At 61.6% G+C, this 25,453-nt stretch carries 23 protein-coding genes and 1 pseudogene; 12 read left to right on the forward strand and 12 right to left on the reverse strand.

The genetic code is table 11. From position 1 onward, the window contains the following. Nucleotides 1–52 precede the first annotated feature (52 nt). On the reverse strand, nt 53–1,237 hold the full coding sequence (locus AC244Q_RS16380) for a YbfB/YjiJ family MFS transporter (protein ID WP_128407435.1): 1,185 nt from the start codon (nt 1,235–1,237) through the stop codon (nt 53–55). 168 nt (nt 1,238–1,405) lie between these two features. On the opposite strand from AC244Q_RS16380, the gene AC244Q_RS16385 reads away from it, so the two are divergent. Further along, complete coding sequence (locus AC244Q_RS16385) at nt 1,406–1,981, forward strand: PadR family transcriptional regulator (RefSeq protein WP_012758530.1); 576 nt, start codon at nt 1,406–1,408, stop codon at nt 1,979–1,981. 264 nt (nt 1,982–2,245) lie between these two features. Here AC244Q_RS16385 and map read toward each other — a convergent pair whose 3' ends face one another. From map to AC244Q_RS16420, 7 genes and pseudogenes are all read right to left on the reverse strand, one after another. Beyond that, nucleotides 2,246–3,004, reverse strand: a complete 759-nt coding sequence (map, locus tag AC244Q_RS16390) for a type I methionyl aminopeptidase (RefSeq protein WP_442137661.1) — start codon at nt 3,002–3,004, stop codon at nt 2,246–2,248. Nucleotides 3,005–3,150: 146 nt separating this feature from the next. After that, on the reverse strand, nt 3,151–4,212 hold the full coding sequence (locus AC244Q_RS16395; protein WP_113548268.1) for an LLM class flavin-dependent oxidoreductase: 1,062 nt from the start codon (nt 4,210–4,212) through the stop codon (nt 3,151–3,153). A gap of 373 nt (nt 4,213–4,585) precedes the next feature. Beyond that, nucleotides 4,586–4,875 (reverse strand): annotated as a pseudogene (locus AC244Q_RS16400) (GIY-YIG nuclease family protein). A 163-nt stretch (nt 4,876–5,038) separates the two neighbouring features. Continuing rightward, the gene (locus tag AC244Q_RS16405; protein WP_113548258.1) at nt 5,039–5,506 is read right to left on the reverse strand and encodes an SRPBCC family protein; all 468 of its coding nucleotides are present in this window, start codon (nt 5,504–5,506) and stop codon (nt 5,039–5,041) included. A gap of 100 nt (nt 5,507–5,606) precedes the next feature. Then, nucleotides 5,607–6,866, reverse strand: coding sequence for an RNA polymerase sigma factor (locus AC244Q_RS16410; RefSeq protein ID WP_113548259.1), 1,260 nt, complete (start codon nt 6,864–6,866; stop codon nt 5,607–5,609). Then, entirely contained in the window at nt 6,863–7,237 is a 375-nt protein-coding gene (locus tag AC244Q_RS16415; protein ID WP_003561490.1) for a YciI family protein, read from the reverse strand. The genes AC244Q_RS16410 and AC244Q_RS16415 overlap by 4 nt, the downstream gene beginning before the upstream one ends. Before the next feature lie 134 nt (nt 7,238–7,371). Next, entirely contained in the window at nt 7,372–8,013 is a 642-nt protein-coding gene (locus tag AC244Q_RS16420) for an HD domain-containing protein (RefSeq protein ID WP_017994873.1), read from the reverse strand. A gap of 110 nt (nt 8,014–8,123) precedes the next feature. On the opposite strand from AC244Q_RS16420, the gene AC244Q_RS16425 reads away from it, so the two are divergent. Together AC244Q_RS16425 and AC244Q_RS16430 are read left to right on the forward strand one after the other, a co-directional pair. Further along, entirely contained in the window at nt 8,124–9,110 is a 987-nt protein-coding gene (locus AC244Q_RS16425; protein ID WP_017994874.1) for a GlxA family transcriptional regulator, read from the forward strand. Nucleotides 9,111–9,245: 135 nt separating this feature from the next. Beyond that, on the forward strand, nt 9,246–10,199 hold the full coding sequence (locus AC244Q_RS16430; RefSeq protein ID WP_128406819.1) for a hypothetical protein: 954 nt from the start codon (nt 9,246–9,248) through the stop codon (nt 10,197–10,199). A 50-nt stretch (nt 10,200–10,249) separates the two neighbouring features. Here the strand turns inward: AC244Q_RS16430 and glpK are convergent, their stop codons facing one another. Next, entirely contained in the window at nt 10,250–11,743 is a 1,494-nt protein-coding gene (gene glpK / locus AC244Q_RS16435; RefSeq protein WP_128406820.1) for a glycerol kinase GlpK, read from the reverse strand. 157 nt (nt 11,744–11,900) lie between these two features. On the opposite strand from glpK, the gene AC244Q_RS16440 reads away from it, so the two are divergent. From AC244Q_RS16440 to xdhC, 4 genes are all read left to right on the forward strand, one after another. Then, nucleotides 11,901–12,677 carry a 3-hydroxybutyrate dehydrogenase gene (locus AC244Q_RS16440; RefSeq protein ID WP_012758539.1) on the forward strand — a complete coding sequence of 259 codons (777 nt, stop codon included), beginning with the start codon at nt 11,901–11,903 and terminating at the stop codon, nt 12,675–12,677. Between the two features lie 27 nt (nt 12,678–12,704). Continuing rightward, complete coding sequence (gene xdhA / locus AC244Q_RS16445; protein WP_012758540.1) at nt 12,705–14,171, forward strand: xanthine dehydrogenase small subunit; 1,467 nt, start codon at nt 12,705–12,707, stop codon at nt 14,169–14,171. 184 nt (nt 14,172–14,355) lie between these two features. Then, entirely contained in the window at nt 14,356–16,695 is a 2,340-nt protein-coding gene (xdhB, locus tag AC244Q_RS16450) for a xanthine dehydrogenase molybdopterin binding subunit (RefSeq protein WP_128406821.1), read from the forward strand. 302 nt (nt 16,696–16,997) lie between these two features. Beyond that, on the forward strand, nt 16,998–17,813 hold the full coding sequence (gene xdhC, locus AC244Q_RS16455) for a xanthine dehydrogenase accessory protein XdhC (protein WP_128406822.1): 816 nt from the start codon (nt 16,998–17,000) through the stop codon (nt 17,811–17,813). Here the strand turns inward: xdhC and AC244Q_RS16460 are convergent. Next, complete coding sequence (locus AC244Q_RS16460) at nt 17,789–17,980, reverse strand: hypothetical protein (RefSeq protein ID WP_012758544.1); 192 nt, start codon at nt 17,978–17,980, stop codon at nt 17,789–17,791. The genes xdhC and AC244Q_RS16460 overlap by 25 nt on opposite strands. A gap of 101 nt (nt 17,981–18,081) precedes the next feature. On the opposite strand from AC244Q_RS16460, the gene AC244Q_RS16465 reads away from it, so the two are divergent. Then, complete coding sequence (locus AC244Q_RS16465) at nt 18,082–18,978, forward strand: LysR substrate-binding domain-containing protein (protein ID WP_113548400.1); 897 nt, start codon at nt 18,082–18,084, stop codon at nt 18,976–18,978. An 81-nt stretch (nt 18,979–19,059) separates the two neighbouring features. On the opposite strand, the gene AC244Q_RS16470 is transcribed toward AC244Q_RS16465, so the two are convergent. After that, nucleotides 19,060–19,392, reverse strand: coding sequence for a hypothetical protein (locus AC244Q_RS16470; RefSeq protein WP_003565666.1), 333 nt, complete (start codon nt 19,390–19,392; stop codon nt 19,060–19,062). A 163-nt stretch (nt 19,393–19,555) separates the two neighbouring features. Beyond that, a complete protein-coding gene (locus AC244Q_RS16475) occupies nt 19,556–20,242 on the reverse strand; it encodes a Type 1 glutamine amidotransferase-like domain-containing protein (protein ID WP_113548399.1) in 687 nt (228 codons plus the stop codon). A 115-nt stretch (nt 20,243–20,357) separates the two neighbouring features. On the opposite strand from AC244Q_RS16475, the gene puuD reads away from it, so the two are divergent. From puuD to AC244Q_RS16495, 4 genes are all read left to right on the forward strand, one after another. Continuing rightward, on the forward strand, nt 20,358–21,596 hold the full coding sequence (gene puuD / locus AC244Q_RS16480) for a urate hydroxylase PuuD (protein ID WP_012758547.1): 1,239 nt from the start codon (nt 20,358–20,360) through the stop codon (nt 21,594–21,596). Continuing rightward, nucleotides 21,593–22,903, forward strand: coding sequence for a guanine deaminase (guaD, locus tag AC244Q_RS16485; protein WP_017994882.1), 1,311 nt, complete (start codon nt 21,593–21,595; stop codon nt 22,901–22,903). Before puuD ends, guaD begins: the two co-directional genes overlap by 4 nt. A 121-nt stretch (nt 22,904–23,024) precedes the next feature. Beyond that, entirely contained in the window at nt 23,025–24,167 is a 1,143-nt protein-coding gene (locus tag AC244Q_RS16490; protein ID WP_113548398.1) for an alpha-hydroxy acid oxidase, read from the forward strand. A gap of 127 nt (nt 24,168–24,294) precedes the next feature. Continuing rightward, nucleotides 24,295–25,452 (forward strand): PspA/IM30 family protein, encoded by a 1,158-nt coding sequence (locus tag AC244Q_RS16495; RefSeq protein WP_113548397.1) that lies wholly within the window; start codon nt 24,295–24,297, stop codon nt 25,450–25,452. Nucleotide 25,453 lies beyond the last annotated feature (1 nt).

Raw genomic sequence — 25,453 nt, forward strand, 5'->3', positions numbered from 1 at the left:
GTTCCAAGGAAGCAGCAATGGGTTCAGCCGATTGTTACGGAGATGTAACCGGTTAAGCGACTTTCTTGATCACCGGCATTACCAGCGCTGCGCAGGCGACAAGTGCCACGGCGGCGATCATCGTGGGCAGGGTGAAGCTGCCTGTGCGCTCGGCGATCCAGCCGGCAACAACAGGCCCGCCGATCTGGCCAACGCCGAAGGCGGCTGTCATCATCGCCAGGATCCGCCGCGGACTGTCAGGCGAAAGCTTGCGGCCGATCTGCAACCCGTAAGCGGTGATCGCCAGGAACGTCGCCCCGAACAGCGCCCCGCCGATCAACGGTGCGACGGAAGGCGGTAGCGCCACCGTCGCAAACACCCCGGCGGCCTCGACCAGAAGGGCTGCGACATAGACCCCGCCAAGCCCGAGCGGCCTGACCAGAGGCTTCCAGGCAAACAGCGCCACCGCAGCCGTCAGGCCGGCGATGAACCAGCAGAGGAATTCGACGAAGGGTCCAGTTGCAGAAAGACGTGCGATGGTGACGAGGAAGGTCGCGGTGATGACGTAGCCGAAACCGAACAGGCCGTAAGACAGCGTCAGCAGCACCATCGGCCGGCTCCAGATGAGCGGCGGCTCTCTGCCCGCCTGCGCCGATTGCGCCGGCGCCGACGGCAATAGCAGGAAGACGACGACGAGGCTTGCCGCGCAGTAGAGCGCCCCGCCGATCCAGTCGGCCCGCCAACCGCCCGGCCCGTCGTGAAAGCCAAGTCCGATCAGCAACACCATGACCGAAGAAAGCGCAATACCCGCCCCCGGCCCGCCGAAATGTGCCGCCTGCACATGGTCGTTGCCGGCGGCAGCCCCGTGGCTGAGCACGATCGACGAGGTGAAGACCATCGCAAAGGCGCTGGCGACACCGGCCAGGAAGCGAATGATGGCAAAGACGGCGACGGAATCAGTGGCGGCCATGGCGGCAAGCAGGATCGCGGTTGCCAGCAGCGACAGCAGCGCCACCAGCCGCTCCCGTCCGGCCGCCCAGCCATAGGCGGCAAGCACGGCGCCGACGAGATAACCGACAAAATTCGCCGATGCGATGAAGCCGGCATCTGCCGCCGAAAGCGGCACGCCGCTGATCATACCGGGCAGGATCGGCGTGTAGGAGAAGCGCCCGAAGCCCATGGCAGCAGCCATGGCAACGGCGCCGGCAGCGGCTGCAGAGACAAGGTTCGGTGGGGAGTTTCGGGTGCGGGCGAGCATGCCCGTGTTTATCGCGCTGCAGCACCGGCATCACAATCAAGTAATTCTGATCGATCGATCAATTTCCCGAAACGTCGGAAATTTTCACCCCCTCTTGAAAACAATTATCTTACGATATATGTTTTACGACATAGTCAACGATACATCTAACGATGAAAGGAAAGACCCATGAGAGGTTTTAAAGGCGGCATGTTCGGCGGAGATTTCCGTATGGGCCGCAAATTCGCGGCGGGCGACCTGCAGCTCGTCATCTTGGCCCTGCTCGCTGAGCAACCGCGCCACGGCTATGAATTGATAAAGTTGCTGGAGGAGCGGTCCGGCGGCTTCTACGTGCCGAGCCCCGGCGTCATCTATCCCGCCCTCACCTATCTCGAGGAAACCGGCCTTGCCGAGGTCGAGGTGGAGGGCGCCAAGAAGCTCTACCGCATCACCGAGGCAGGCCGCGGGCGCATCGAGGAAAACCGCGCCATGATCCTGCATACCTTCGCCAAGCTGGAACGCATCGGCGAGAAGATGGCCCATGTGAAGCGTGTCTTCGAAACCGACCGTCACGGCGCCGACGAAGGCGATGACGGCGATTTCATGCAGGACGGTGGTGATATCCGCGCCGCCCGCATGCTGCTGCGCTCGGCCATGCGGATGCGCTATCCCTGGTCGAAACCCGAAGCCGCCCGCATCGCCGGCATCCTCGAACGCGCTGCCACCGAAATCCTGCAAGGCGGCAGGCCGGGAACGCGGGGTTAAAGAGCGAGGCTGGCCACCAAAGCTCGGTGAGTTGACGAGTGCGCTAACCTTTCCTCCCTCATTCCTGTGCTCGTCACAGGAACCCAGCGCCCAAGTCCTTGGGCGCGGGAGACTCTTTCCCTTGAGGTATTGATTCATTCACGGCGCAGACGCGCCGTGGCTGGATTCCTGTGACAGGCACAGGAATGAGGGAGGAGAAGTGGGCGCACCCTACAAAGCGTCGTGGAGATGCAAACCTTGAAGGGCGAGGCGCTCCCTAACGCCCTACGCCCGCTCATCCGGCAAGGTCAGAATCACCGGCCCGTTGCGCGTCGCCACCACCGTGTGTTCGTATTGCACGGTCGGCGCCTTCGGATCGGCATAGAGCGTCCAGGCATCGTCGCCGCCTTCGGCCCATGTCGCGCCGAGTGAGAGAAACGGCTCGACGGTGAAGACGAGACCTTCCGTCATCATCCGCTTTTCCGAAGGGTCCGGCCAGGTCGAGAGCTCGGCCGGCTCCTCATGCAGGGAGCGGCCGACGCCGTGACTCGCCAGATTGGCGACCAGCGTATAGCGGTTCTTCTGCGCAAAGGCGCCGACGGCTGTGCCGATCTTTGCAAGCGGCTCGCCCGATTTGACCTGGTTGAGCCCGATCCAAAGCGCCCGCTTGCCGTCGCGGCAGAGCCGCTCGATCTTCGGCTTGACCGGCGGCATGGTGAAGGAGGCGCCGGTATCGGCGAAGAAGCCATCCTTTTCCGCCGAGACGTCGATATTGATGAGATCGCCCGTGCGGATGACGCGCGGGCCGGGAATACCGTGGGCGATTTCCTCATTGATGCTGATGCAGGTGGCGCCGGGAAACTGGTAGCAGAACTCCGGCGCCGAACGCGCGCCCGAATCCTCGAGCACTTTGCGGCCGATCTGGTCGAGTTCCAGCGTCGTCATGCCGGGTTCCATTGCCGCCGCCATCACCTGTATGGCGTTGGCGCAGATGCGACCGATCTCCTTGAGCTTTACCAGTTCGTCGTCGTTTGCGATAACCATTCGTCTGTTCCGGCCTTGCGCAGGACGGCCGCGGCCGCCTCAGAGCGCCGCGCGTTCGACAGGACGCGCGAAGGACGCTCATCACGTTGAAGTGGCGCACAATCCTTTTTCGAAAATCGATTCCGATGTTCGACGTTATGCGCTCGTCAGGCCGTGGCTTTCGCCTCTTCGCTCCTTTCAGTCAATGCCTTTCTGACGATCGGCGCGACTTTCGTGCCGTAAAGCTCGATGCCGCGCATGATCTCGGCATGCGGCATCAGGCCGATCGCCATCTGCAGCAGGAAGCGGTCGTTCTTGAAGAGTGCATGATGGGCGATGATCTTTTCGGCGACCGCCTCAGGATCACCGACGAAGAGCGCGCCGTTCGGCCCACGCGACATGTCGAAATGCGCCCGGTTCGTCGGTCCCCAGCCGCGCTCGCGGCCGATACGGTTCATCACCTCGGCTTGAGGCCCATAGAACTGGTTGGCCGCCGCCTCCGTCGTATCGGCGATGAAGCCATGGACGTTGATGCTGGTCTTCAGCTTCGCTGGATCCTGCCCTGCCCGGCGCGCCGCCTCGCGGTAGAGATCGAAGAGCGGCGCAAAACGGCGCGGCTCACCGCCGATGATCGCCAGTGCCACCGGCAGGCCCAGCGCGCCGGCGCGCGCCACCGACTGCGGCGTACCGCCGACCGCAACCCACAACGGCAACGGATCCTGCAGCGGTCGCGGATAGACGCCGCGCCCGTTGATCGGCGCGCGAAGTTCACCCTTCCACTCCACAACCTCGCTGTCGCGCAGCGCCAGCAGCAGATCGAGCTTCTCCTCGAAAAGCTGGTCGTAATCTTCGAGATTATAGCCGAACAGCGGGAAGGACTCGATGAAGGAGCCACGCCCCGCCATGATTTCGGCGCGGCCGTTGGAGATCAGATCGAGCGTCGAAAACTGCTGGAAGACGCGCACCGGATCATCGGACGAGAGCACGGTGACCGCACTTGTCAGCCGGATGTTCTTCGTCTTAACGGCGGCGGCCGCCAGCGCGACCGCGGGAGCCGACGCCGCATAATCCGGCCGATGATGTTCGCCGAGCCCAAAGACGTCGAGCCCCACCTGATCGGCAAGCTCGATTTCCTCGATAAGATGCTTCAGCCGTTCGGCCGCTTCCGCGCCCTTGCTGCGGGAAGGGTTGGGATTGACGTCGGCGAATGTGTAAAGCCCCAGTTCCATCATCGGCATCCTGTTGAATTCTCGGCTGAGATAAGGATGCCGGGGATAGAGCGCAAATACAAATTCTGGAACGGAATGTTCGAGAGTTTCGATGGGCGGCGTTGTGTTTCGGACGGTTGATGGACTTCATCGCGAGACGGCAAAGAGTCTTTGCGCCGTGGACACGGCGCTGCTGGATTCCTGTGACAAGCACAGGAATGAGGGAGTAAGAGGTATGCACTCCGCCACTAATATCTGTTATCATTCAAGGTATTATCATCATATTGGGTAGGCGATTGTTGTTGAATTCCACAAACACCAAGAACTCCCTCATTCCTGTGCTTGCCACAGGAATCCAGCCGTCGCGCGTCCGCGCGACGAGAGACTCATCTTCTCACAAACCCAAAAGATGAAACGAGATATCTCCCATTCGGGATTCTCCCTCTCGATGAGATTGAGCTTCCACTGCCGCGGCCATTTCTTGATCGTTTTCTCACGCGTGATCGCGGTCGTCAGGAGGTCGTATTCCTCGAACCACACTAAAATCTTGACGCCATATCTCGACGTAAAGCCCGGCGTCAGTTCATTCTGGTGTTCGTACAAACGCCCTGCCAGATCGCGCGTCACGCCAACATAGAGCGTGCCGTTGCGCTTCGATGCGAGAATATAGACATAACCCTTCATGGCGGAAGATTGGCACACGTCGCGCCAAACGGCACCTGGAGAGACCGCCGATCACCAATTTCGATTCCGGATCAGGCACTTCAAGGGGCGAGCGGAATCATCTCTCGAATGACTTCACACGGCAGATGACAAAAAGGGCCGCGCGGGGCGGCCCCGCTACCCCTCACATCTTCGCCAGCAGCTCCGCCAGTTGGTCCGCAGCCTTGCCCCATCCTTCGTGGAAACCCATCTTCTCGTGTGCTTCCTTGTCCTCCGCGCGCCAGTGCAGCGCCTTGGCCGTATATTTCGTGCGACCGTTGCCGAGATCTTCGAGCAGGATGACGCCTGTGAAGAAAGGTTTCTCGGAAGGCACCCAGGCGCTGGTATAGGCATCGGTGAAGACGATCTTCTCGTTCTCGATGATCTCGAGATAGACGCCGCGGTTTGGGTACTGATTGCCCTCGGGGTCATGCATGACGATGACGCTGGAACCGCCGGGGCGGACGTCGAGCGTCGCTTCCGTCACACCCCAGGGACGCGGCACGAACCATTGCTTCATCAGATCAGGATCGGTCCATGCTTTGTAGATCTTCTCGCGCGGCGCATCGAATTCGCGAACGAGGACGAGTTCATGTTGCGTGCTGGCGGTCATGTCGACATCTCTCCATTTGAATGAAACCTGTTTCCTGTCAGGTTGTTACAAGGACGTGTCGAAGTTCGCCGTTCCGACAGCCCGCCGGCTTCTTCGCAATTTATTTTGCGATCGGCTGCGTGGCATCTTCCTGCATCTTGTCGATCTGCCGGCGGATATGGGCTGCCTCTGCCGCCGAATGGGCCAGTGCAATGGCGCGGTCGAAGGCTTCGCGCGCTTGGCTGGTCAAGCCAAGCTGCTTCAGCAGCCCGCCCCGCAAGCCGTGATAGTAGAAATAGCCGCCGAGTTTTTCGCCAAGCGGATCGATGAGGTCGAGCGCATCCTGCGCACCCTGGAGCTTGGAGACGACGACGGCCCGGTTGAGCGTTATGACAGGCGATGGCTGGAGACGCTCGAGCGCGCGATAGAGCAGATCAATCTCCACCCAGTCTGTATCCTCGGCGCGTTTTGCGCGGGAGTGAACAGCGGCGATGGCCGCCTGAATCTGATAAGGAGCGGGCTGCCGATGGCGCAGCGCCTTGTCGAGCAGCGCTATGGCCTCATTGATGAAGGGTCTGTTCCAGAGCGAGCGGTCCTGATCTTCGAGCAGCACGATCTCGTCTCCGGCGTTGAAGCGCGCCGGCCGGCGCGAGATCTGCAGCAGCATGAGCGCAAGCAGCCCCATCAACTCCGGTTCCGAAGGGAAGATATGCAGCATCAACCGAGCTAGCCGGATCGCCTCGTCGCTGAAGGCAGCCGCCTCATGCCTGGGATCGGCCTGGCTATAGCCCTCGTTGAAGATCAGGTAGATCATCGTGCTGACGATCGAGAGCCGTTCGGCCCTCTCCTGCGGGCTCGGCGTTTCGAAAGGCACGCCGGCCTTGGCGACGCGCGCCTTGGCCCGGGTGATGCGCTGTTCCATGGCGCTCTCGGAAACCAGGAAGGCACGCGCGATCTGCGGCACCGAAAGGCCGGAGACGATGCGCAGCGCCAGCGCGATCTGCTGGGTCGCGGGTAGATCGGGATGGCAGCAGATGAACAGCAGCCGCAGAATATCGTCGCGATAGTTGGAATCGTCCAGCCGCTCGACGATGTCGCTTTCGGCATCCTCGGTATCGGAGATTACGTCCTCATCCGGCAGAGCCTGGATCTTCGCCCGTTTGCGCACCGAATCGATGCCGCTGTTGCGGCCGACGAAGATGAGCCAGGCTGTGGGATCGCGCGGTGGCCCTTTCTCCGGCCATGTCCGGATCGCCCTCAGACACGCTTCCTGAAACGCCTCTTCCGCGGTATCGAGATTGCGGAAATAGCGCAGCAGCGCGCCGAGCGCCTTCGGGCGGGCCGATGCAAGCGCGAGGTCGATCCAGGCAATGTCTGTCATGATGAAGCATCTCCGGGCCTGAAGACGTAGAAAGGCCGAATTTCGTAAGAGGTGGAACCTGGATTGACGGATGAAAGCTGCTTCGAGAAGGCGATCGCCTCATCGAGCGTTTCAAAGTCGACCACATAGAAGCCGAGAAGCGCCTCCTTCGTTTCCGCAAAAGGCCCATCGATGACCAAGGGCTCGTCCTTGCCCTTGCGCACCGTGGTCGCAGCCGTCGTCGGCATCAGCCGGCCGACAGGGCCAAGCTTGCCGGATGCGGCAAGCGGCTCCTGCACGGCGTAGAGTTTCTCCATGACGGCAGCTTCTTCCTCCTTGGTCCAGGCGAAGACGGTTTCCTCATGGGCGTAACAAAGGATTGCATAAAGCATCGCTCACTCCTCTTTCCGAATGACGAAGGAGTAACCGCTTACCCGACAGGCCGCATCAAAAAATTATTGATGGGAAATAAAGCGCTATTGATAATAAAGGGGCGGCGACCGGAGAGGGTCACCGCCCTTTTGGGTCAGCTTGCCCAGTGCGAGCAACGAATGACGCTGCAGAAATTGCCGCGGTGGAAGTGCGGATCCTTGTCGGCCAGAACATCGGCCTTGACGTTGCCGAAGGTGGTCTCCGGCTTGTGTTTGATGCCTTCATAGAAGGTCTGAATGATATGTTCCTTGAACTGATCGCCGCGCGGATGGGCATGCACTACCGCCTCGCGCTGCTGATCGCTGTAGTCCTTGTAGGTCAGTCCTAGCACATCCATTTCGACACCCACTGTCACCAGCGCCACGACGGGGTGCATATGCTGCGGAATGCCCGGCGTCGTATGCAGCGCGATCGCCGTCCAGACGGTGTCGATATCGGCCTGGGCAATGCCGCGGCTCTTCAGGAAATCGCGCGCCGCATTGGCGCCATCAACCTCGAAACGCTCATCCGCGCTGCTATGCTGGTGGGTGAGCCCCATGTCATGGAACATCGCGCCAGTATAAAGTAGCTCCGGATCGAAGCGGAGGCCGCGCTGTTTGCCGGCCAGCGCGCCGAAATAATAGACACGGCTGGAATGGTGGAAGAGCAGCGGCGAGGCAGTGTCTCGCACTACCTCCGTCACCTCGCGCGCCAGCTTGCTGTTAGGAATGCTGATGCCGTCGATCGTCAGGGTCATGGCTTTTTTCCTTGCGTTTGAACCTGCTTCCACATTAGAACAGGTGCATATGTCATAAATCGACGTAATACGTCATTTTCTGCCAAAACCGGTATCGACAGGACGCCGCCGTGACCAGATCGAAGACCATTGCCATTCTCGCTGTTCCGGGCGTCCAGCTTCTTGATGTCTCGGGACCGCTCGACGTCTTTGCCGAAGCCAATGTCCAGACAGGCAGGGAGGTCTATCGACCCGTGGTGATCGCCGTCGGCCATGGCCATATCCGCAGCTCCTCCGGCGTTCGGCTGGTGGCGGACTACGTCATCGGCGACAATATCGGCGCGGTGGATACGCTGCTGGTCGCCGGCTGTCCGAATGCGGCGGATATTCAACCGGATGCCGCGATGGTCGCCTGGCTGCGCTCGGCAGCGCCGGCGGCAAGGCGATACGGCTCCGTCTGCAGCGGCGCCTTCCTGCTCGCGGCAACCGGCCTGCTCGACGGCCGCCGCGTCACCACCCACTGGGCGGTCGCCGACAGGCTGGTCGAAGCCTATCCTGGGATCACGGTGGAGGCGGATGCCATCCAAGTGAGGGATGGCCAGTTGCGGACCGCGGCCGGTGTCACCGCCGGGCTCGATCTTGCGCTGGCGCTCGTCGAGGAGGATCTTGGCCATGAGATCGCCATGAGGGTAGCGGGTCAGCTCGTGATGTTCTTCAAGCGGCCGGGTGGGCAGATGCAGTTCAGCCGCAAAGGCGAGGCAGCGCCTGCCGGCCGCTCGGCGCTGCAGGAGGTCCAGCGCTGGATCGCCGCCAATCCCGCGGTCAACCACAGCGTCGCGACGCTGGCGCAGCGAATGGAATTGAGCCCCCGCCACTTCGCCCGGCTATTCCGCGACGAGGTCGGCATGACACCCGCCGCCTGGGTGGAAGCGGCGCGCATCACCGCCGCACGGCACCTGCTGGAAGAAGGCCATGCGCCGAAGCAGGTCGCCGTCGAATGCGGCTTTGCCGATGCCGATACGCTGCGCCGAGCTTTTGCAAGGCAGATCGGTGTGACGCCTGCCGAGTATCGCAAGCGCCACGCCAAGGTGCATCTCGGCGCGCTGGAAAATGCCTGAACCCTGCCGTTAACGAAGGCCGTGCCGCGCGATTAACCACGTCGCTGGTTCTGGGGTAGATGTCACGGAGTTGCCCATTTTGCATCGGATGTGTCTGCCGCTGCACCGATCAACTCGCGGCTATCAGGACGCAAAATGAAACCACTGCAAAGCCTGCTGTTTGCCTGCGCTGTCTTCGTTTCCCTGCATCCGGCGGCATTCGCCGCCGAGAATTTCATCTATACCAGCTCCGGCGAACTCGAGGCCTCAAAGGCGCTGCTCTCGCGGCCGGAAATCTCAGGCGTCCAAATCGTGTACAACTGGAAGGGCCTCGAGCCTGCCAAGGGCCAATATGATTTCTGGCAGATCGAGAAGGATCTGGCGCTCACCCAAAGCCTGAACAGGAAGCTCTTCATCCAGGTCCAGGACCGCTTCTTCGAGCCGAAGGCGCGCAACATTCCAGAGTATATGCTGAACGAACCGGAATATGATGGCGGTCTCACCGCCCAGTTCGATAATCCCGGCGAAAACAAGCCGGTCGGCTCTGGCTGGGTGGCGCAGCAATGGAACCCCGCAGTGCGCGAGCGTTATCAGGCGCTGCTGAAGGCGCTGGCCGAAAAGTTCGACGGCAAGGTCTACGGCGTCAATCTGCCGGAAACGGCGATCGATCTTGACCCCAAGCACGAACCGAAAGGCTATAGCTGCGATGCCTATTTGGAGGGCGAGATGGCAAACCTCGCCTTTGCAAGGAAGGTCTTCGCCAAGTCGATGGTGGTGCAATACGTCAACTTCTGGCCCTGCGAATGGGAAAACGACCATAATTATATAGGCCGCCTCTTCGACTTCGCGGCGAAGAACAATATCGGCCTCGGCGGCCCCGATATCGTGCCCAATCGCAAGGCGCAGATGAAGAACTCCTACCCCTTCTTCAACAAGTACAAGGGCAAGCTCGCCTATGTCGGCATGGCCGTGCAGGAGCCGACGCTGACATATAAGAACCCGGCGACGAAGAAGCCCTTCACCAAGGCCGAATTCACCGCCTTCGCTGAGGATTATCTCGGCGCGAACGTGATCTTCTGGAGCACGGCGACGCCGTGGTTGAAAAAATAGCCAACCAACTCGCGGAAACGAGCGGGGCTACGACGCGGTTCTCATCGCCTCTACCCCTCGCTCAGTGTTCGCCGGACAGCATTCTTCCAGCCCCTGAGCTTCGCCGCCCGCACCTTCTCATCCATCTCAGGCTCGAACCGCCGATCCCGTTTCCAGGTCGCCGAAAAATCGTCCCTGTCCGGCCACACCCCTGCCCGGCTGCCGGCGAGCCAGGCAGCCCCCAGCGCCGTCGTCTCAAGAATGACCGGGCGATCGACCGGGGCGTCAAGCAGATCGGCAAGACGCTGCATCGTCCAGTCGGAGGCGACCATGCCGCCGTCGACGCGCAGCACGGTGTCCTCAGTGCCGTTCTTCCAGTCTTTCTGCATGGCATCGAGCAGATCGCGGGTCTGGTAGCAGACGGCCTCCAGCGCCGCCCGGGAGAGTTCGGCGGGACCGCTGTTACGCGTCAACCCGAAGATCGCGCCGCGCGCCTTGGCATCCCAATGCGGCGCGCCGAGGCCGGTGAAGGCAGGCACGAGATAGACCTCCTGCGTCGGATCGGCCCTTTCGGCAAGGGCATTGGTCTCGGCAGCGCTGCCGATGATGCCGAGCCCGTCCCGCAGCCACTGCACGGCCGCACCCGCGATGAAGATCGAACCCTCCAGCGCATAGGTCGTCTCGCCGTTCAGGCGATAGGCGATGGTGGTCAGCAGCCGGTTTTTGGAGCGCACCATGTCGGCGCCGGTGTTGAGCAGCGCGAAACAGCCAGTGCCATAGGTCGATTTCATCATGCCCGGCGCAAAACACGCCTGGCCGATGGTGGCCGCCTGCTGGTCGCCGGCAACGCCGAGGATGGGGATCGCCGCACCGAAGATATCAGGATCGACCGTCCCGAAGTCGGCGGCGCAATCCTTGACCTCCGGCAGCATGGCGGCGGGGACTCTCAGAATATCGAGCAGATCCTCGTCCCACGCGTTTTCAGCGATGTTGTACATCAGCGTGCGCGAGGCATTGGTGGCATCGGTGACGAAGCTTCTGCCGCCTGTCAGCCGCCAGATCAGGAAGGTGTCGATCGTGCCGAAGCAGAGATCGCCCCTGGCGGCGCGCGCCCGCGCGCCCTTCACGTTAGCCAGCATCCAGGAGAGCTTGGTGCCGGAAAAATAGGGATCGAGGATCAGGCCGGTCTTCTTGGTGAACAGCCGCTCGAGATCCTGTCGTTTCAGATTGTCGCAATAGCTTGCCGTACGCCGGTCCTGCCAAACGATGGCATTCTGGATCGGCCGGCCCGTCTCGCGCTCCCAGACGACCACGGTCTCGCGCTGGTTGGTGATGCCGAGCGCTGCAACATCTTTGGCCTCGATCCCGGCATCGCGCAGCGCCATGTGGACGGTGGAGACAGCCGAATCCCAGATCTCCTCGGGATCGTGCTCGACCCAGCCGGAGCGCGGATAGATCTGAGTAAATTCCTTCTGGCCCTTGCCGGCGACATGCATGTCGCCATCGAAGACGATCGCCCGCGTCGACGTCGTTCCCTGATCGATCGCCAGAACATATCCGCTCATGAAAACCCTCCCTCAGCATGTCAATTGTCGAAGCAAATCAATAGGACACGGATGCGGGCGAGAAAAGCGAATAAAGCGGAATTGCCAGCCCGCCGGCTTTGGGCATAACTTCGCAGCCAACGCTGCAACGCAGCATCGCGATTTCAGGGAGAACAGCATGAGCAGAACAGTCGTCGTCACCGGTTCCACCAGCGGCATCGGCCTTGCGATCGCCACTGCCTTCGCCGAAACGGGCGACAACATCGTCATCAACGGTTTCGGAAAGGCAGATGAAATCAAGGCGATCGTCGAACGACTTGAATCAATGTCCAAAGGCCGGGCGCTATATCATCCGGCCGACATGACGAAGCCCGCCGAGATCGCCGACCTGATCGAAACGGCCGCCAAGACCTTCGGCGGCGTCGATGTCCTGGTCAACAATGCCGGTATCCAGCATGTCGAGAAGATCGAGGATTTCCCGATCGAGAAATGGGATCAGATCATTGCGATCAATCTGTCGAGCTCCTTTCATACCATGCGCGCCGCGATCCCGCTGATGAAGGCGAAGAAGTACGGCCGCATCATCAACATCGCCTCGGCCCACGGGCTCGTCGCCTCCCCCTTCAAATCCGCCTATGTCGCGGCCAAACATGGTATATTAGGCCTGACGAAGACGGCAGCGCTGGAGCTCGCCGAATTCGGCGTGACCGTGAACGCCATCTGCCCCGGCTACGTGCTGACACCGCTCGTCGAGAAGCAGATACCTGATACCGCCAAGGCGCGCGGCATGACCGAGGAACAAGTAAAGAGCGAGGTCATCCTCAAGGCGCAGCCGACGCATGAATTCGTCAAGGCCGAGGAAATCGGCGCACTATCACTCTATCTCGCGAGCGACGCGGCCCGGCAGGTGACCGGAACGCACATCTCGATTGACGGTGGCTGGACAGCGGCTTAACCATTTGGAAAAACAACCGGGAATATCATGAACGACAGCATCCGCTTCATTCTGAATGGCGAGGACATCGCGCTCACCGATGTCGGGCCAACCGAGACGCTTCTCGATTTTTTGCGGTTGAAGCGACGCCTGACGGGTACCAAGGAAGGATGCGCGGAAGGCGATTGCGGCGCCTGCACCGTACTCGTCGGCCGGCTGGCGGACGGCAAACTCGCCTATGAATCCGTCAATGCCTGCATCCGTTTCATGGGCTCGCTGCACGCCACCCATGTGGTAACGGTCGAGCATCTGGCCGGCAGGGACGGCGCGTTGCATCCGGTGCAGCAGGCACTGGTCGATTGCCACGGCTCGCAATGCGGCTTCTGCACCCCTGGTTTCGTCATGTCTCTTTACGGTCTCTGGCTCGCCAAGGAAAAGCCGAGCCGCCAAGAAATCGAAAAGGCACTGCAGGGCAATCTCTGTCGCTGCACGGGCTACGAGCCGATCGTCAAGGCCGCCGAGCAGGTGAGCCTGATGCGGCCGAGCACACTCTTCGACCCGCTGGAACGGACGCGTTCTGAAATCGTCTCGCGGCTTTGGGCAATGCTGGCGAGCGGCACGATCAGGATTGCGAATGGCGAAGACCGGCTGATCGTGCCGGCTTCGATGCAGGCACTGGCCGAGGTCCTTTCGCAGGAATCCGACGCGATCATCGTCGCCGGCGCGACGGATGTCGGCCTTTGGGTGACGAAGCAGATGCGCAGGCTGAGCCCGGTGGTCTTCATCAACCACCTCAGCGAACTGCAGTCGGTCAGAGAAGACGAAGACGGCGTCACTATCGGCGCCGGCGTCAGCTACACCAGGGCCTTCGAAGCAATCTCCAAGAAAATCCCGGCGCTCGGCCGGTTGATCGATCGCGTCGGCGGCGAGCAGGTGCGCAACATGGGCACGATTGGCGGCAACATCGCCAACGGCTCGCCGATCGGCGACAGCCCGCCGCCGCTGATCGCGCTCGGCGCGACGCTGACGCTGCGGTCCCTGCAAGGCCAGCGCAGAATGCCGCTCGAGGATTTCTTCATCGCCTATGGCAAGCAGGATCGGAAGCCCGGCGAATTCGTCGAGAGCGTCTTCGTGCCCTACCCGGCAGCAACCAATCGCTTTGCCGCGTACAAGATCACCAAGCGCCGCGACGAGGACATCACCGCCGTCCTCGGCGCCTTCCTGCTGACGCTCGACGCGGCCGAGATGATCACCGACATCCGCATCGCCTTTGGCGGCATGGCGGCGACGCCGAAACGCGCCCGCATCGTGGAGGCAGCACTGATCGGCAAACCATGGACGGAAGCGACGATCGAGGCAGCCCGGTCCGCATTCGACGCCGACTACCAACCGCTGACCGACTGGCGCGCCACGGCGGAATACCGCCAGCTGACGGCGAAGAACCTGTTGACGCGGTTCTATCTTGAGACGGTTGGAGCGCCGGCGGAACTGAAGCGATTCGAGGAGGTGGCGTGATGAAGATAATACATGTCAGCGCAAGCCACCCCCCTCATCCGGCTGCCGCCACCTTCTCCCCGCTGGGGAGAAGCGACTGCCGCGCCGTCTCTTTTCCCCCTTCTCTCCTCGGGGAGAAGGTGCCCGAAGGGCGGATGAGGGGGCCGCGCGGCACCACACATCCTCGCGAAGGAGGACACCGCTAATGGACAAATCCACCTTCGAAGACCGCAAGGCCATCATCGCGGGGCCGATGCACGGCTCGCTGCAGCATGATTCAGCACATAAGCATGTCACCGGAACCGCCGATTATATCGACGATATTCCCGAACCCGCAGGTCTGCTGCATGGCGCCCTCGGCCTCTCCGACCGGGCGCATGCCGAAATCCTCAGCATCGACCTTTCCGCGGTCGCCGCCTATCCCGGCGTGGTCTGGGTCTTCATCGGCAAGGACGTGCCCGGCGTCAACGACGTCAGCTCCAACGGCAGCCATGACGAGCCGCTGCTGGCCGAAACTTTAGTTCAATTCCACGGCCAGCCGATCTTTGCCGTCATCGCCGAGACGCGTGATGCCGCCCGCCGCGCCGCACGGCTGGCAAAGATCGACTATCGTGACCTGCCGCATTGGAGCGATATCGACGGCGCGCTCGCCAATGGCAGCCCGCTCGTCATCACTCCGATGACGCTGAGGCGCGGCGAGCCTGACACGGAAATGGCCAAAGCCGCCATGCGTCTGAAAGGTCAGATGCGCATCGGTGGACAGGAACATTTCTACCTCGAAGGCCATATCGCGGTGGCGATCCCCGGTGAGGATGACGAGGTCACCGTTTGGTCTTCGACGCAGCATCCGAGCGAGATCCAGCACATCGTCGGCCACGTGCTCGATATTCCTTCGAACGCCGTGACCGTCAATGTGCGCCGCATGGGCGGCGGCTTCGGCGGCAAGGAGACGCAGGGCAACCAGTTCGCGGCCCTTGCGGCGATCGCCGCCAAGAAGCTCGGCCGCGCGATCAAATTCCGTCCAGACCGCGACGAAGACATGAGTGCAACCGGCAAGCGCCATGATTTCCTCGTCGATTACGAGCTCGGCTTCGACGCCGAAGGCCGCATCCATGCGGTCCACGCCACTTATGCGGCGCGCTGCGGTTTCTCCTCCGACCTCTCGGGACCGGTGACCGACCGTGCGCTCTTCCATGCAGATTCCAGCTATTTCTATCCGCATGTGCATCTGAATTCGAAGCCGCTGAAGACGCACACCGTCTCCAACACCGCCTTCCGCGGTTTCGGCGGGCCGCAGGGCATGCTCGGCGCCGAACGCTTCATCGAGGAGATCGCTTATGCCGTCGGCAAGGACCCGCTGGATGTCCGCAAGCTGAATTTCTACGGCCAGCCGGGTTCGGAGCGCACACTCACCCCCTACCATCAGGAGGTTGAGGACAATATCATCGCCCGCATCGTCGAGGAGCTGGAGGAAACGACCGAATACCGGGCGCGGCGCAACGCCATCATCGCCTTTAACCGCGACAGTCGCTACATCAGAAAAGGCATCGCGCTGACGCCGGTCAAATTCGGCATCTCCTTCACCATGACAGCCTTCAACCAGGCCGGCGCCCTCGTCCACATCTACCAGGACGGCTCGATCCACCTGAACCACGGCGGCACCGAAATGGGCCAGGGCCTCTATACCAAGGTGGCGCAAGTGCTGGCCGACAGTTTCCAGGTCGATATCGACAGGGTGAAGATCACGGCGACGACCACCGCCAAAGTGCCGAATACCTCGGCCACCGCGGCGTCCTCCGGCTCGGACCTCAACGGCATGGCCGCCTATGACGCTGCCCGACAGATCAAGGAACGGCTGGTAGCCTTCGCCGCCGAGAAATGGGATGTTGAGGCCGTCGATGTCGTCTTCCTGCCGAACCGCGTGCGCGTCGGCGAGATCGAAATCCCCTTCCCCGATTTCATCAAGCAGGCCTATTTCGCCCGCGTCCAGCTTTCCGCCGCCGGCTTCTACAAGACGCCGAAGATCCACTGGGACCGCAAGGCCGGCCGCGGCACACCCTTCTATTATTTCGCCTACGGCGCCTCCTGCACCGAGGTTTCGATCGACACGCTAACGGGCGAATATCTGATCGACCGCACCGACATCCTCCACGATGTCGGCCGCTCGCTGAATCCGGCGATCGATATGGGCCAGGTCGAAGGCGCCTTCGTGCAGGGACTGGGCTGGCTGACGACGGAAGAACTCTGGTGGGACGACAAGGGCCGGCTGCGCACCCATGCCCCCTCGACCTACAAAATCCCGCTCGCCTCCGACCGTCCGAAGATCTTCAACGTGCGCCTTGCCGAATGGTCCGAGAACACTGAGGCCACCATCGGCCGCTCCAAGGCCGTCGGCGAACCACCCTTGATGCTGGCGATCTCGGTGCTAGAAGCGCTGTCGATGGCGGTGGCAAGCGTCGCCAACTACAAGGTCTGCCCGAGGCTCGACACCCCGGCGACGCCGGAGCGGGTGCTGATGGCAGTCGAGCGGATGAAGCGGGTGTAGGAGATGGAAACGCGTCCGGCTCATTTGTTGCCCCCGACGGTTGATCGGGACGGGCAGAGAGCTTGGAGTGAGCGATACCCCCCTCTGTCCTGCCGGACATCTCCCCCACAAGGGGGGAGATCAGCAAGACGGAACGCTCTGCGCTTCGCTACCCTTCCGCTACATCACCAAAGTCCGACTCTACGCGACGACTTCTTTGTTCCGGGAAGCCGCCGCCTCATACTGATCTCCCCCCTTGTGGGGGAGATGTCCGGCAGGACAGAGGGGGGTGACACACGCCTGAACCCATCGGTCAGCCACCCATGACCGACATCCACCCCTTCCTCGCCACCCACCCAGACTGCATCCTCGTCGACATCACTGGCACACAAGGTTCCACCCCACGCGAGGCCGGTACCTTCATGCTGGTATCGCAAACCGCATTGTGGGGCACGATCGGCGGCGGCCAGTTCGAGTTCATGGCGATCGCGAATGCGCGGGACATGTTGGCGGGAACCGGCGGGGTGGCGGAGATGGATATCCCGCTCGGGCCCGATATTGGCCAGTGCTGCGGTGGGCGCACGCAATTGCGGTTTCGCCGGGTGACGCAGGCGCTTGCTGACGAAATAGGAGCCAGGCTAACCAGTGAGATCGAGTGTCTGCCCGAGGTCTATCTTTTCGGTGCCGGCCATGTCGGCCGGGCGCTGGCAACAGCCCTTGCGCCGCTGCCGCTGTCGGTGACGGTCGTCGAGACGCGGCAGGAGGAACTCGCCAACCTGCCTCCCGAGACGAAGACGCGGCTCGTGCCGATGCCGGAAGCACTGGTGAAGGCTATTCCGGCCGGCGGCGTGGTCGTCATCCTGACGCACGACCACGCGCTGGATTTCCTCATCGCCCGCGAAGCGCTGGAAAGAACGGATCTCGCTTATACCGGCATGATCGGCTCGGCGACCAAGCGCGCCACCTTCGCCAGCTGGCTTTCCCGCGAAGGCGGCGGAGAACGCGGCTGGATGGAGCGGCTGACGCTGCCGATCGGCGGCGCGGCGGTCAGGGACAAACGCCCTGAAGTGATCGCCGTCATCACCGCCGCCGAGATCCTGACGGCGCTTGGCGCCTACCGCATGCGCTCGTCTTCGTAATAGGGATCGCGCCCGTCGAGGAAACCGAGATCGCGCTTGACGCGATCGGGCGCCGTATCGAGATCGAGGCTGGGCATGCGCCAGATCCGCGCCAGCCGGCCGCCGATGCGCCGGAAAATTCCGATGGTCGGCTGCGGCGGGCTCTGTTCGATAGCATAGCAATCCATGACATCACCTCGATGGTTTGATGGTATGAGTTGCAGCTTGCGGCAAAAAATGCTGCAATTCCAATCGAACGACCGTCTGCCTGCATCAAGAGAACTTATCCATGAAACTGTCGAAACAATTCCCGCTGAATGCGTTGCGCGTCTTCGAGACCGCTGCCCGGCTTGGAAGTTTCACCAAGGCAGGCGATGAACTCGGCATGACGCAGACCGCCGTCAGCTATCAGATCAAACTGCTGGAGGAGAATGTCGGCGAGCCGCTCTTCCTGCGCCGTCCGCGCCAGATCGCATTGACAGACACCGGCGAGCGGCTGGCGCCGAAGGTAACCGAAGCTTTTGCCATGCTGCACGACGCCATGGCGACGGCGCGCGACAGCGTCGAAGGCACGCTCGCCATCAGTTCGACCCATACCTTCGCCTCGAAGTGGCTGGCGCCGCGCCTTGGCTCCTTCCACTTGAAACATCCGGCGATCGCTGTGCGCTTTCAGGCGAGTTCGGATATTATCGACTTCGGCCGCGAGCAGATCGATGTCGGCATCCGCTGGGGCGACGGCAACTGGCCGGGGCTGGCGCTGCACCGGCTGATGGGCCTGGAATTCACGCCGATGCTGAGCCCGAAGCTGGCGGAGACGGCAGGCGGCATCAAAGAACCGCGCGATCTCCTGAAGTTCGATCTCTTCGACGCCGGCGACATCTGGTGGAAACAATGGTTCGAGGCCGCCGGCATCACGGAGACGGATCTTGATCGGCGCCCGCGCAACCAGCTCGGCTCTCAGGCGGTGGAAGCCGATGCGGCGATCGCCGGCCATGGCGTCGCCATTCTCCATCCGGCCTTCTATACGGCTGAGATCGCGCTCGGCCGGCTCTATCAGCCCTTCGAACTGACCCGCAGCGACGGCAAGGCCTACTGGCTCGTCTACCCCGAAAACCGTCGCAACGTGCCCAAGATTAAGGCCTTCCGCAACTGGATCCTGGAGGAGATGAAGGCAGCCGGCAATTGATGCATGTCGCCTAAAAGTATTTTTCGGACAACGACATGCCGGACCCGGTTCGTGAGCCGGGTCCGGTCTTGTGCTCCACCCTCAATATCCCATCTCCGGCGCATAAAAACACCGCGGCGTGTCCTCATTCGGGAACAGACAGAGATGGTAGTCATTGTCGCCGGATTGCATCGCCTTCGTCATCGGCAACAGGAAGACATGAGCATGCGTGACCAGCCGATGGTCGCCCGGCAGCAGCGTCACACGATATCCGCCCGGCGTCACCGCCACGCTTTTCGAAGGGATCATCTGGCAATCGCCATTATGACTGTCGCCGTTGCAACAATAGGGGTCATAACTCCACCCCGAAGGTGCGTCGTGAGCCGTCGCCAACGACGCATACGCAATCATCACACACGTCAGAATGCTGCGCATGGGCATCTTCTCCGTCGATGAATGCGCCGCCGATGATCTAACGGTTCTTATTTTATTCCGGCGGCCCGCAAAATAACTGTAATCGAGTCGTCGTAGTTCAAGGCCTGCTGAATTAGCAGATCAAGTATAAGGCAGGGATAATACACAGCCTTCTCGGCAGCTTTTAGGCACGCGACAGCAGATCGGCGATGCGGCTGCGATCGGCAGCTTCGGCAAAACCGCCGGAAATCGTCAGCGGAGCGCCGAAGATCTCGACGAGTCCGTTGCCGAGGATGAGACCTTCGCCGTCCCGGCACGCGAGAATGGGTCTTGCCGTCGTCTCGCTGTAGCGCAGCAGCGCGGAGAGATAGCCGGGATCGTCGTTCAGATGCGGGAAGAATTCGAAGGGCAGGAGATCAAGAGCCGCGCCATCCTGCACCGCATCAGGCGAACCGCCGGAAAAGAGCGCATCGATGGTGATTGTCGGCGTCATCAAAATCGCCCCGGCGCTGGTTCCGATGAGAATGCCATCGTCCAGTGCCCATGAGCGCAACTTGTCCAGCATGCCGCTTTGTCGCAGCCTTCTCAGAAAATCGCCGGTATGACCGCCGGAAAGATGGATGGCGTCGCAGGAAAGCAGCCGGTTGATCTCCTCGTCGCCGGAGAGTGTGTCGAGATCGACGAAAGGATCGAGAAGAAGCCCGTACGTCATGTAATAACGCCGCTTCTCATCGAAAAACGCCCGCTGCGGGTCCGGACCGGACGTGATATAGCCGACGCGGTTCCCACGCGAGAGGATGAGCGCGGCAAGCCGGCGGTCCATCGGCGCGTTTTCGGCGATGACTTGATCGCTGTAGAGCGCGGTGATCATTCCATTGCTCCTTTGGCCGCGCCGGTCGTTGCGCGTGTGCAGTCGTTCAATCTCCTCTTCCCTCCCCGCCAAAATTTCCGCAATGTCGCGAGTCGGAGGAAGATAGGGGAACTCGATGTATGAATATGCCATAGCATGGGAATGGCTCGCCTTCGCGGCGCGTTGGTTCCATGTCATTACCGCGATCGCCTGGATCGGATCGTCCTTCTATTTCATCGCGCTCGATCTCGGACTGGTGAAACGCCCGCATCTACCGCCCGGCGCCTATGGCGAGGAATGGCAGGTCCATGGCGGCGGCTTCTATCATATCCAGAAATATCTGGTGGCGCCCGCCCAGATGCCGGAGCACCTGACCTGGTTCAAATACGAGAGCTATTTCACCTGGATTTCCGGCTTCCTGATGCTGTGCATCGTCTATTACGGCGGCGCCGACCTCTTCCTGATCGATCGGCATGTGCTGGATATCAGCCCGCCCGTCGCAATCCTGATCTCGCTAGGGTCGCTTGCCCTCGGCTGGGTCGTCTACGATCTGCTCTGCAAGTCGCCGCTTGGGCGGAATACCTGGGGGCTGATGGCGGTGCTCTATGTCGTGCTCGTCTTCATGGCCTGGGGCTATACGCAGCTTTTCACCGGCCGCGCCGCATTCCTGCATCTCGGCGCCTTCACCGCGACAATCATGTCGGCCAACGTCTTCATGATCATCATTCCGAACCAGAAGATCGTCGTCGCCGACCTCATCGCCGGACGGGTTCCCGATCCCAAATATGGGCAGGTCGCCAAGCAGCGTTCGCTGCATAACAACTACCTGACGCTGCCCGTCATCTTCTTCATGCTGTCGAACCATTATCCGCTCTCCTTCGGTACGCAGTTCAACTGGGTGATCGCGGCTCTGGTCTTTCTGATGGGCGTCACCATCCGCCACTGGTTCAACACGACGCATGCCAGGAAAGGCCGGCCGACCTGGACCTGGATCGTCACCGTCATTCTCTTCATCCTGATCATCTGGCTTTCGACCGTGCCGAAGCTGCTGACCGGCGAAACGGATGCGGCAGCCGTCGCGCCCGCCTTCCAGCAATTCGCCGGCGATCCGCATTTCCCCGCCGTCAAGCAACTGGTCTCGACGCGCTGTTCCATGTGCCACGCGGCCGAGCCGGTCTATGAGGGTATCGCGCGACCGCCCAAGGGCGTGATGCTCGAAAACGACGCGGAAATCGCCGCCCATGCCCGCGAGATCTATATACAGGCGGGCCGCAGCCATGCCATGCCGCCCGGCAACATCACCGATATCACGCCGGACGAGCGCAAGCTGCTGGTCGCCTGGTTCGAGAGCGCAGTCGAAGGCAAGCAACAATGACGACGACACTCCTGCGCGGCCGCCTGCTTTCCTTCCATCGCGCGCCGCTGAGCCTCGCCGACAGCCAAAGCTATCTTTACGAAGAGGATGGCGGCCTGCTGGTCGAAGATGGGCTGATCGCGGCGGTCGGCCCCTATGCCGACGTCAAGGCAAAAGCATCCGCGGACACGGCCGAGATCGACCACCGCCCGCATCTGATCATGCCGGGCTTCATCGACATGCACCTGCATTTTCCGCAGATGCAGGTGATTGCCTCCTACGCCGCCAACCTGCTCGAATGGCTGAATACATATACCTTTCCCGAGGAGTGCCGTTTCGTCGAAAGCGCCCATGCTGAAAGGATCGCCACGCATTTCTATGACGAACTGATCCGCCACGGCACGACGACGGCGGTCGCCTATTGCTCCGTGCACAAGACCTCGGCCGACGCCTTCTTTGCCGAGGCGCTGAGGCGCAACATGCGCATGGTCGGCGGCAAGGTGATGATGGACCGCAATGCCCCGCAGGGCCTGCTCGACACGCCCGAGATGGGCTATGACGAGACCCGCCAGGTGATATCGGACTGGCACTGCAAGGGCCGCAACCACGTCGCCATCACTCCGCGCTTCGCCATCACCTCGACACCGGCGCAGATGGAAGCGACATCAGCGCTTGCCCGTGAATTTCCTGACCTGCACATCCAGACGCATCTTTCGGAAAACCACGACGAGATCAAATTCACTTGCGAGCTCTATCCCGACGCGCTCGACTATACCGACATCTACGCCCACTACGGCCTGCTCGGGCCGAAAAGCCTCTTCGGCCACGCCATCCACCTGTCCGAGCGCGAAGCCGATGCCATGAGCGAGGCGGGCGCCGTCGCCGTCCACTGCCCGACCTCGAACCTCTTCCTCGGCTCCGGCCTGTTTCCACTGAAGGCGCTGGCGCGGCGGGAAAAGCCTGTTCGCATCGGGGTAGCGACCGATATCGGCGGCGGTTCCAGCTATTCGATGCTGCGGACGATGGACGAAGCCTACAAAATCCAGCAGTTGCTCGGCGAACGGCTGAACCCGCTGGAAAGCTATTACCTGATGACGCGTGGCAATGCCGAAGCCCTGTCGCTGGCGGACCGGATCGGCACACTGGAACCCGGCACCGAGGCCGATCTCGTCGTTCTCGATGCAACAGCGACACCGGCCATGGCGCTGAAGATGGAAGTGGTGAAGACGCTGTCCGAAGAACTCTTCCTGCTGCAGACGATGGGCGACGACCGGGCGATCGCCGAGACCTATGTGGCCGGCATTGCGTTGAAGAAGGAGCTTCAATGACACGCCCTGTTACTCTCGAATTCGGACCGTGAAAGCAGCCCGGCACGGCCAGTTTCCCGTAACGCTCCTGCCAAATTCATGTTATGGCCGATGGCCGCATTCAGATGTGAAGGTTCGATTCATGGCCGCTCCGCTCACCATCGCTGACCTGAAAAAACTCGCACGGCGCCGTGTGCCGAAGATGTTTTTCGACTATGCGGATTCGGGTGCCTGGACGGAATCGACCTATGCAGCCAACGAGAGCGATTTCCGCCAGATCAAGCTGCGCCAGCGAGTGATGGTCGACATGACCAACCGCACACTGGCGACGACGATGATCGGCCAGAAAGTGTCGATGCCGGTGGCGCTGGCGCCAACCGGCCTGACCGGCATGCAACATGCCGATGGCGAGATGCTGGCGGCACGCGCCGCCGAGGAGTTCGGCGTTCCCTTCACGCTTTCGACGATGAGCATCTGCTCGATCGAGGACGTGGCGTCAGCGACGACGCGCCCCTTCTGGTTCCAACTCTACGTGATGAGGGACAAGGATTTCGTCGTCAACCTCATCAACCGCGCCAAGGCCGCCGGATGCTCGGCACTGGTGTTGACCGCCGATCTGCAGATCCTCGGCCAGCGGCATAAGGATCTGCGCAACGGCCTGTCGGCGCCGCCGAAATTCACCCCGAAACACGTCTGGCAGATGGCGACCCGGCCCTTCTGGTGCCTGGACATGCTGCAGACCAAGCGCCGCAACTTCGGCAATATCGTTGGCCATGCGAAAAATGTCACCAATATCGCCTCGCTCTCCGCATGGACGCACGAGCAGTTCGATCCGCGGCTGTCCTGGGCGGATGTCGCCTGGATCAAGGAACAATGGGGCGGCCCGCTGATCATCAAGGGCATACTCGATCCGGAGGATGCGAAGGCAGCCGCCGACACCGGCGCCGATGCGATCGTCGTCTCCAATCATGGCGGGCGCCAGCTTGACGGCGCCCCCTCCTCGATCAGCATGCTGCCGAAGATCGTCGATGCCGTCGGCGACCGTATCGAGATCCATCTCGACGGCGGCATCCGCTCCGGCCAGGACGTGCTGAAGGCCGTGGCACTCGGCGCCAAAGGTACCTATATCGGCCGCCCCTTCCTTTATGGTCTCGGCGCCATGGGCAAGGAAGGCGTATCGCTGGCACTCGGCATCATCCGCAAGGAGATGGACATCACCATGGCGCTCTGCGGCAAGCGCGACATCAACGATGTGAATTCTTCAATCATCGACGGCCGGCAGTAAAGCTGCAATAGCGACGTATGTAGCAACGGCCCCAAATATCTCGATACTGGACGCTGCCTCAGTCCTTCTAACCGCACGTTGAGCTTAGGTTGTATTTTTAGCGCGACCTCTTGAAAGCACAAAAGCGGTGCTTTATGTTTTACCCATGGCTACCACAGGCAAGACACCGCATCCATCGCTGCTGCGCTACACGCTGACACCTGACGACAGTGCCCGGCAGGCGCTGGACGACACCATTGCCGCCTATCTCAGGATGATCGAAATCCTGACCGGCCTCGTCTCCGACAGGACCGGCGCAAATCTCGTCGTGCTGCATGACCTTGCCTATGAAACCGTCCGCGACCAGACGGGCCTGCCGGCAAGGTTGGTCACGCTCGGCCTTCGCGATTTCGCCGCCAATCGCGGCGTCACCGCCGATCCGCTGCATCTGCCGCTCGACGACAAGCTCTTCGCCATCAAAGGTCCCTCGGACTTGACGATCGCCACGGTGCACGGACGTGTTGCCGTGCCCTTCGATGTCGCGGGTTATTCACGGGGATGGGAGAGTATTTTTCCGGCCTATCTCGTTGCAGGCCAGGATCGCTACGAGATTCACATTGGCGTTACGCCGAATTCCGCTCGGATGGAGGAAAACATGACGAACGAAGGCATTCTCTCACGCATGGGCCGTCTGATCGCGGGCATCGCGAATGCGGCGATCGACAAGGCGGAAGGCGTCAACAAGATTGCCGTCATCGAACAGGCGATCCGCGAGATCGACGCAGCGGCGGATGAGGCCCGCACCGATCTCGGCAAGGCGCGTGCGGAGGAATACCGCATCCAGAGCCGCAAAGACGAAATCGTCGAAGACCTGAACGCGCTCGACCAAAAGATCCGCATCGCCGTCTCGTCTCAGCGGGATGACCTGGCAAAGGCCGGCGTTGCCCGCCAGATCGATCTCGAATCCCAGATCGCAGCGCTCGATAAGGCACTGGCCGATGCTAGGGAACAGGTGGACGAAGGCCAGAAAGCCTTGCAGGCCGTGCTCGCCACGCGCCGCGAGGCGGACGCCCGCCTTGCTGATTTCAAACGCAGTCTCGCACGGCATCCCGAACAGGCAGCGGCCGGTCACAGCCAGCCCGCACCGGGTGCAGATGCTGCGCGCGCTGCTGCGGCGGTCTCGCGGCTGACCGGAGTTCCCGCTGGCGAGCATGGCCACAGTTCCGAATTGGACGAACTCGACCGGCTGCACCGCGAACAGGCAATCGAAGCCCGGCTCGCACGCTTCAAGGCGGATAACCGATAAC

It is taken from the genome of Rhizobium sp. CB2179, from assembly GCF_057653455.1.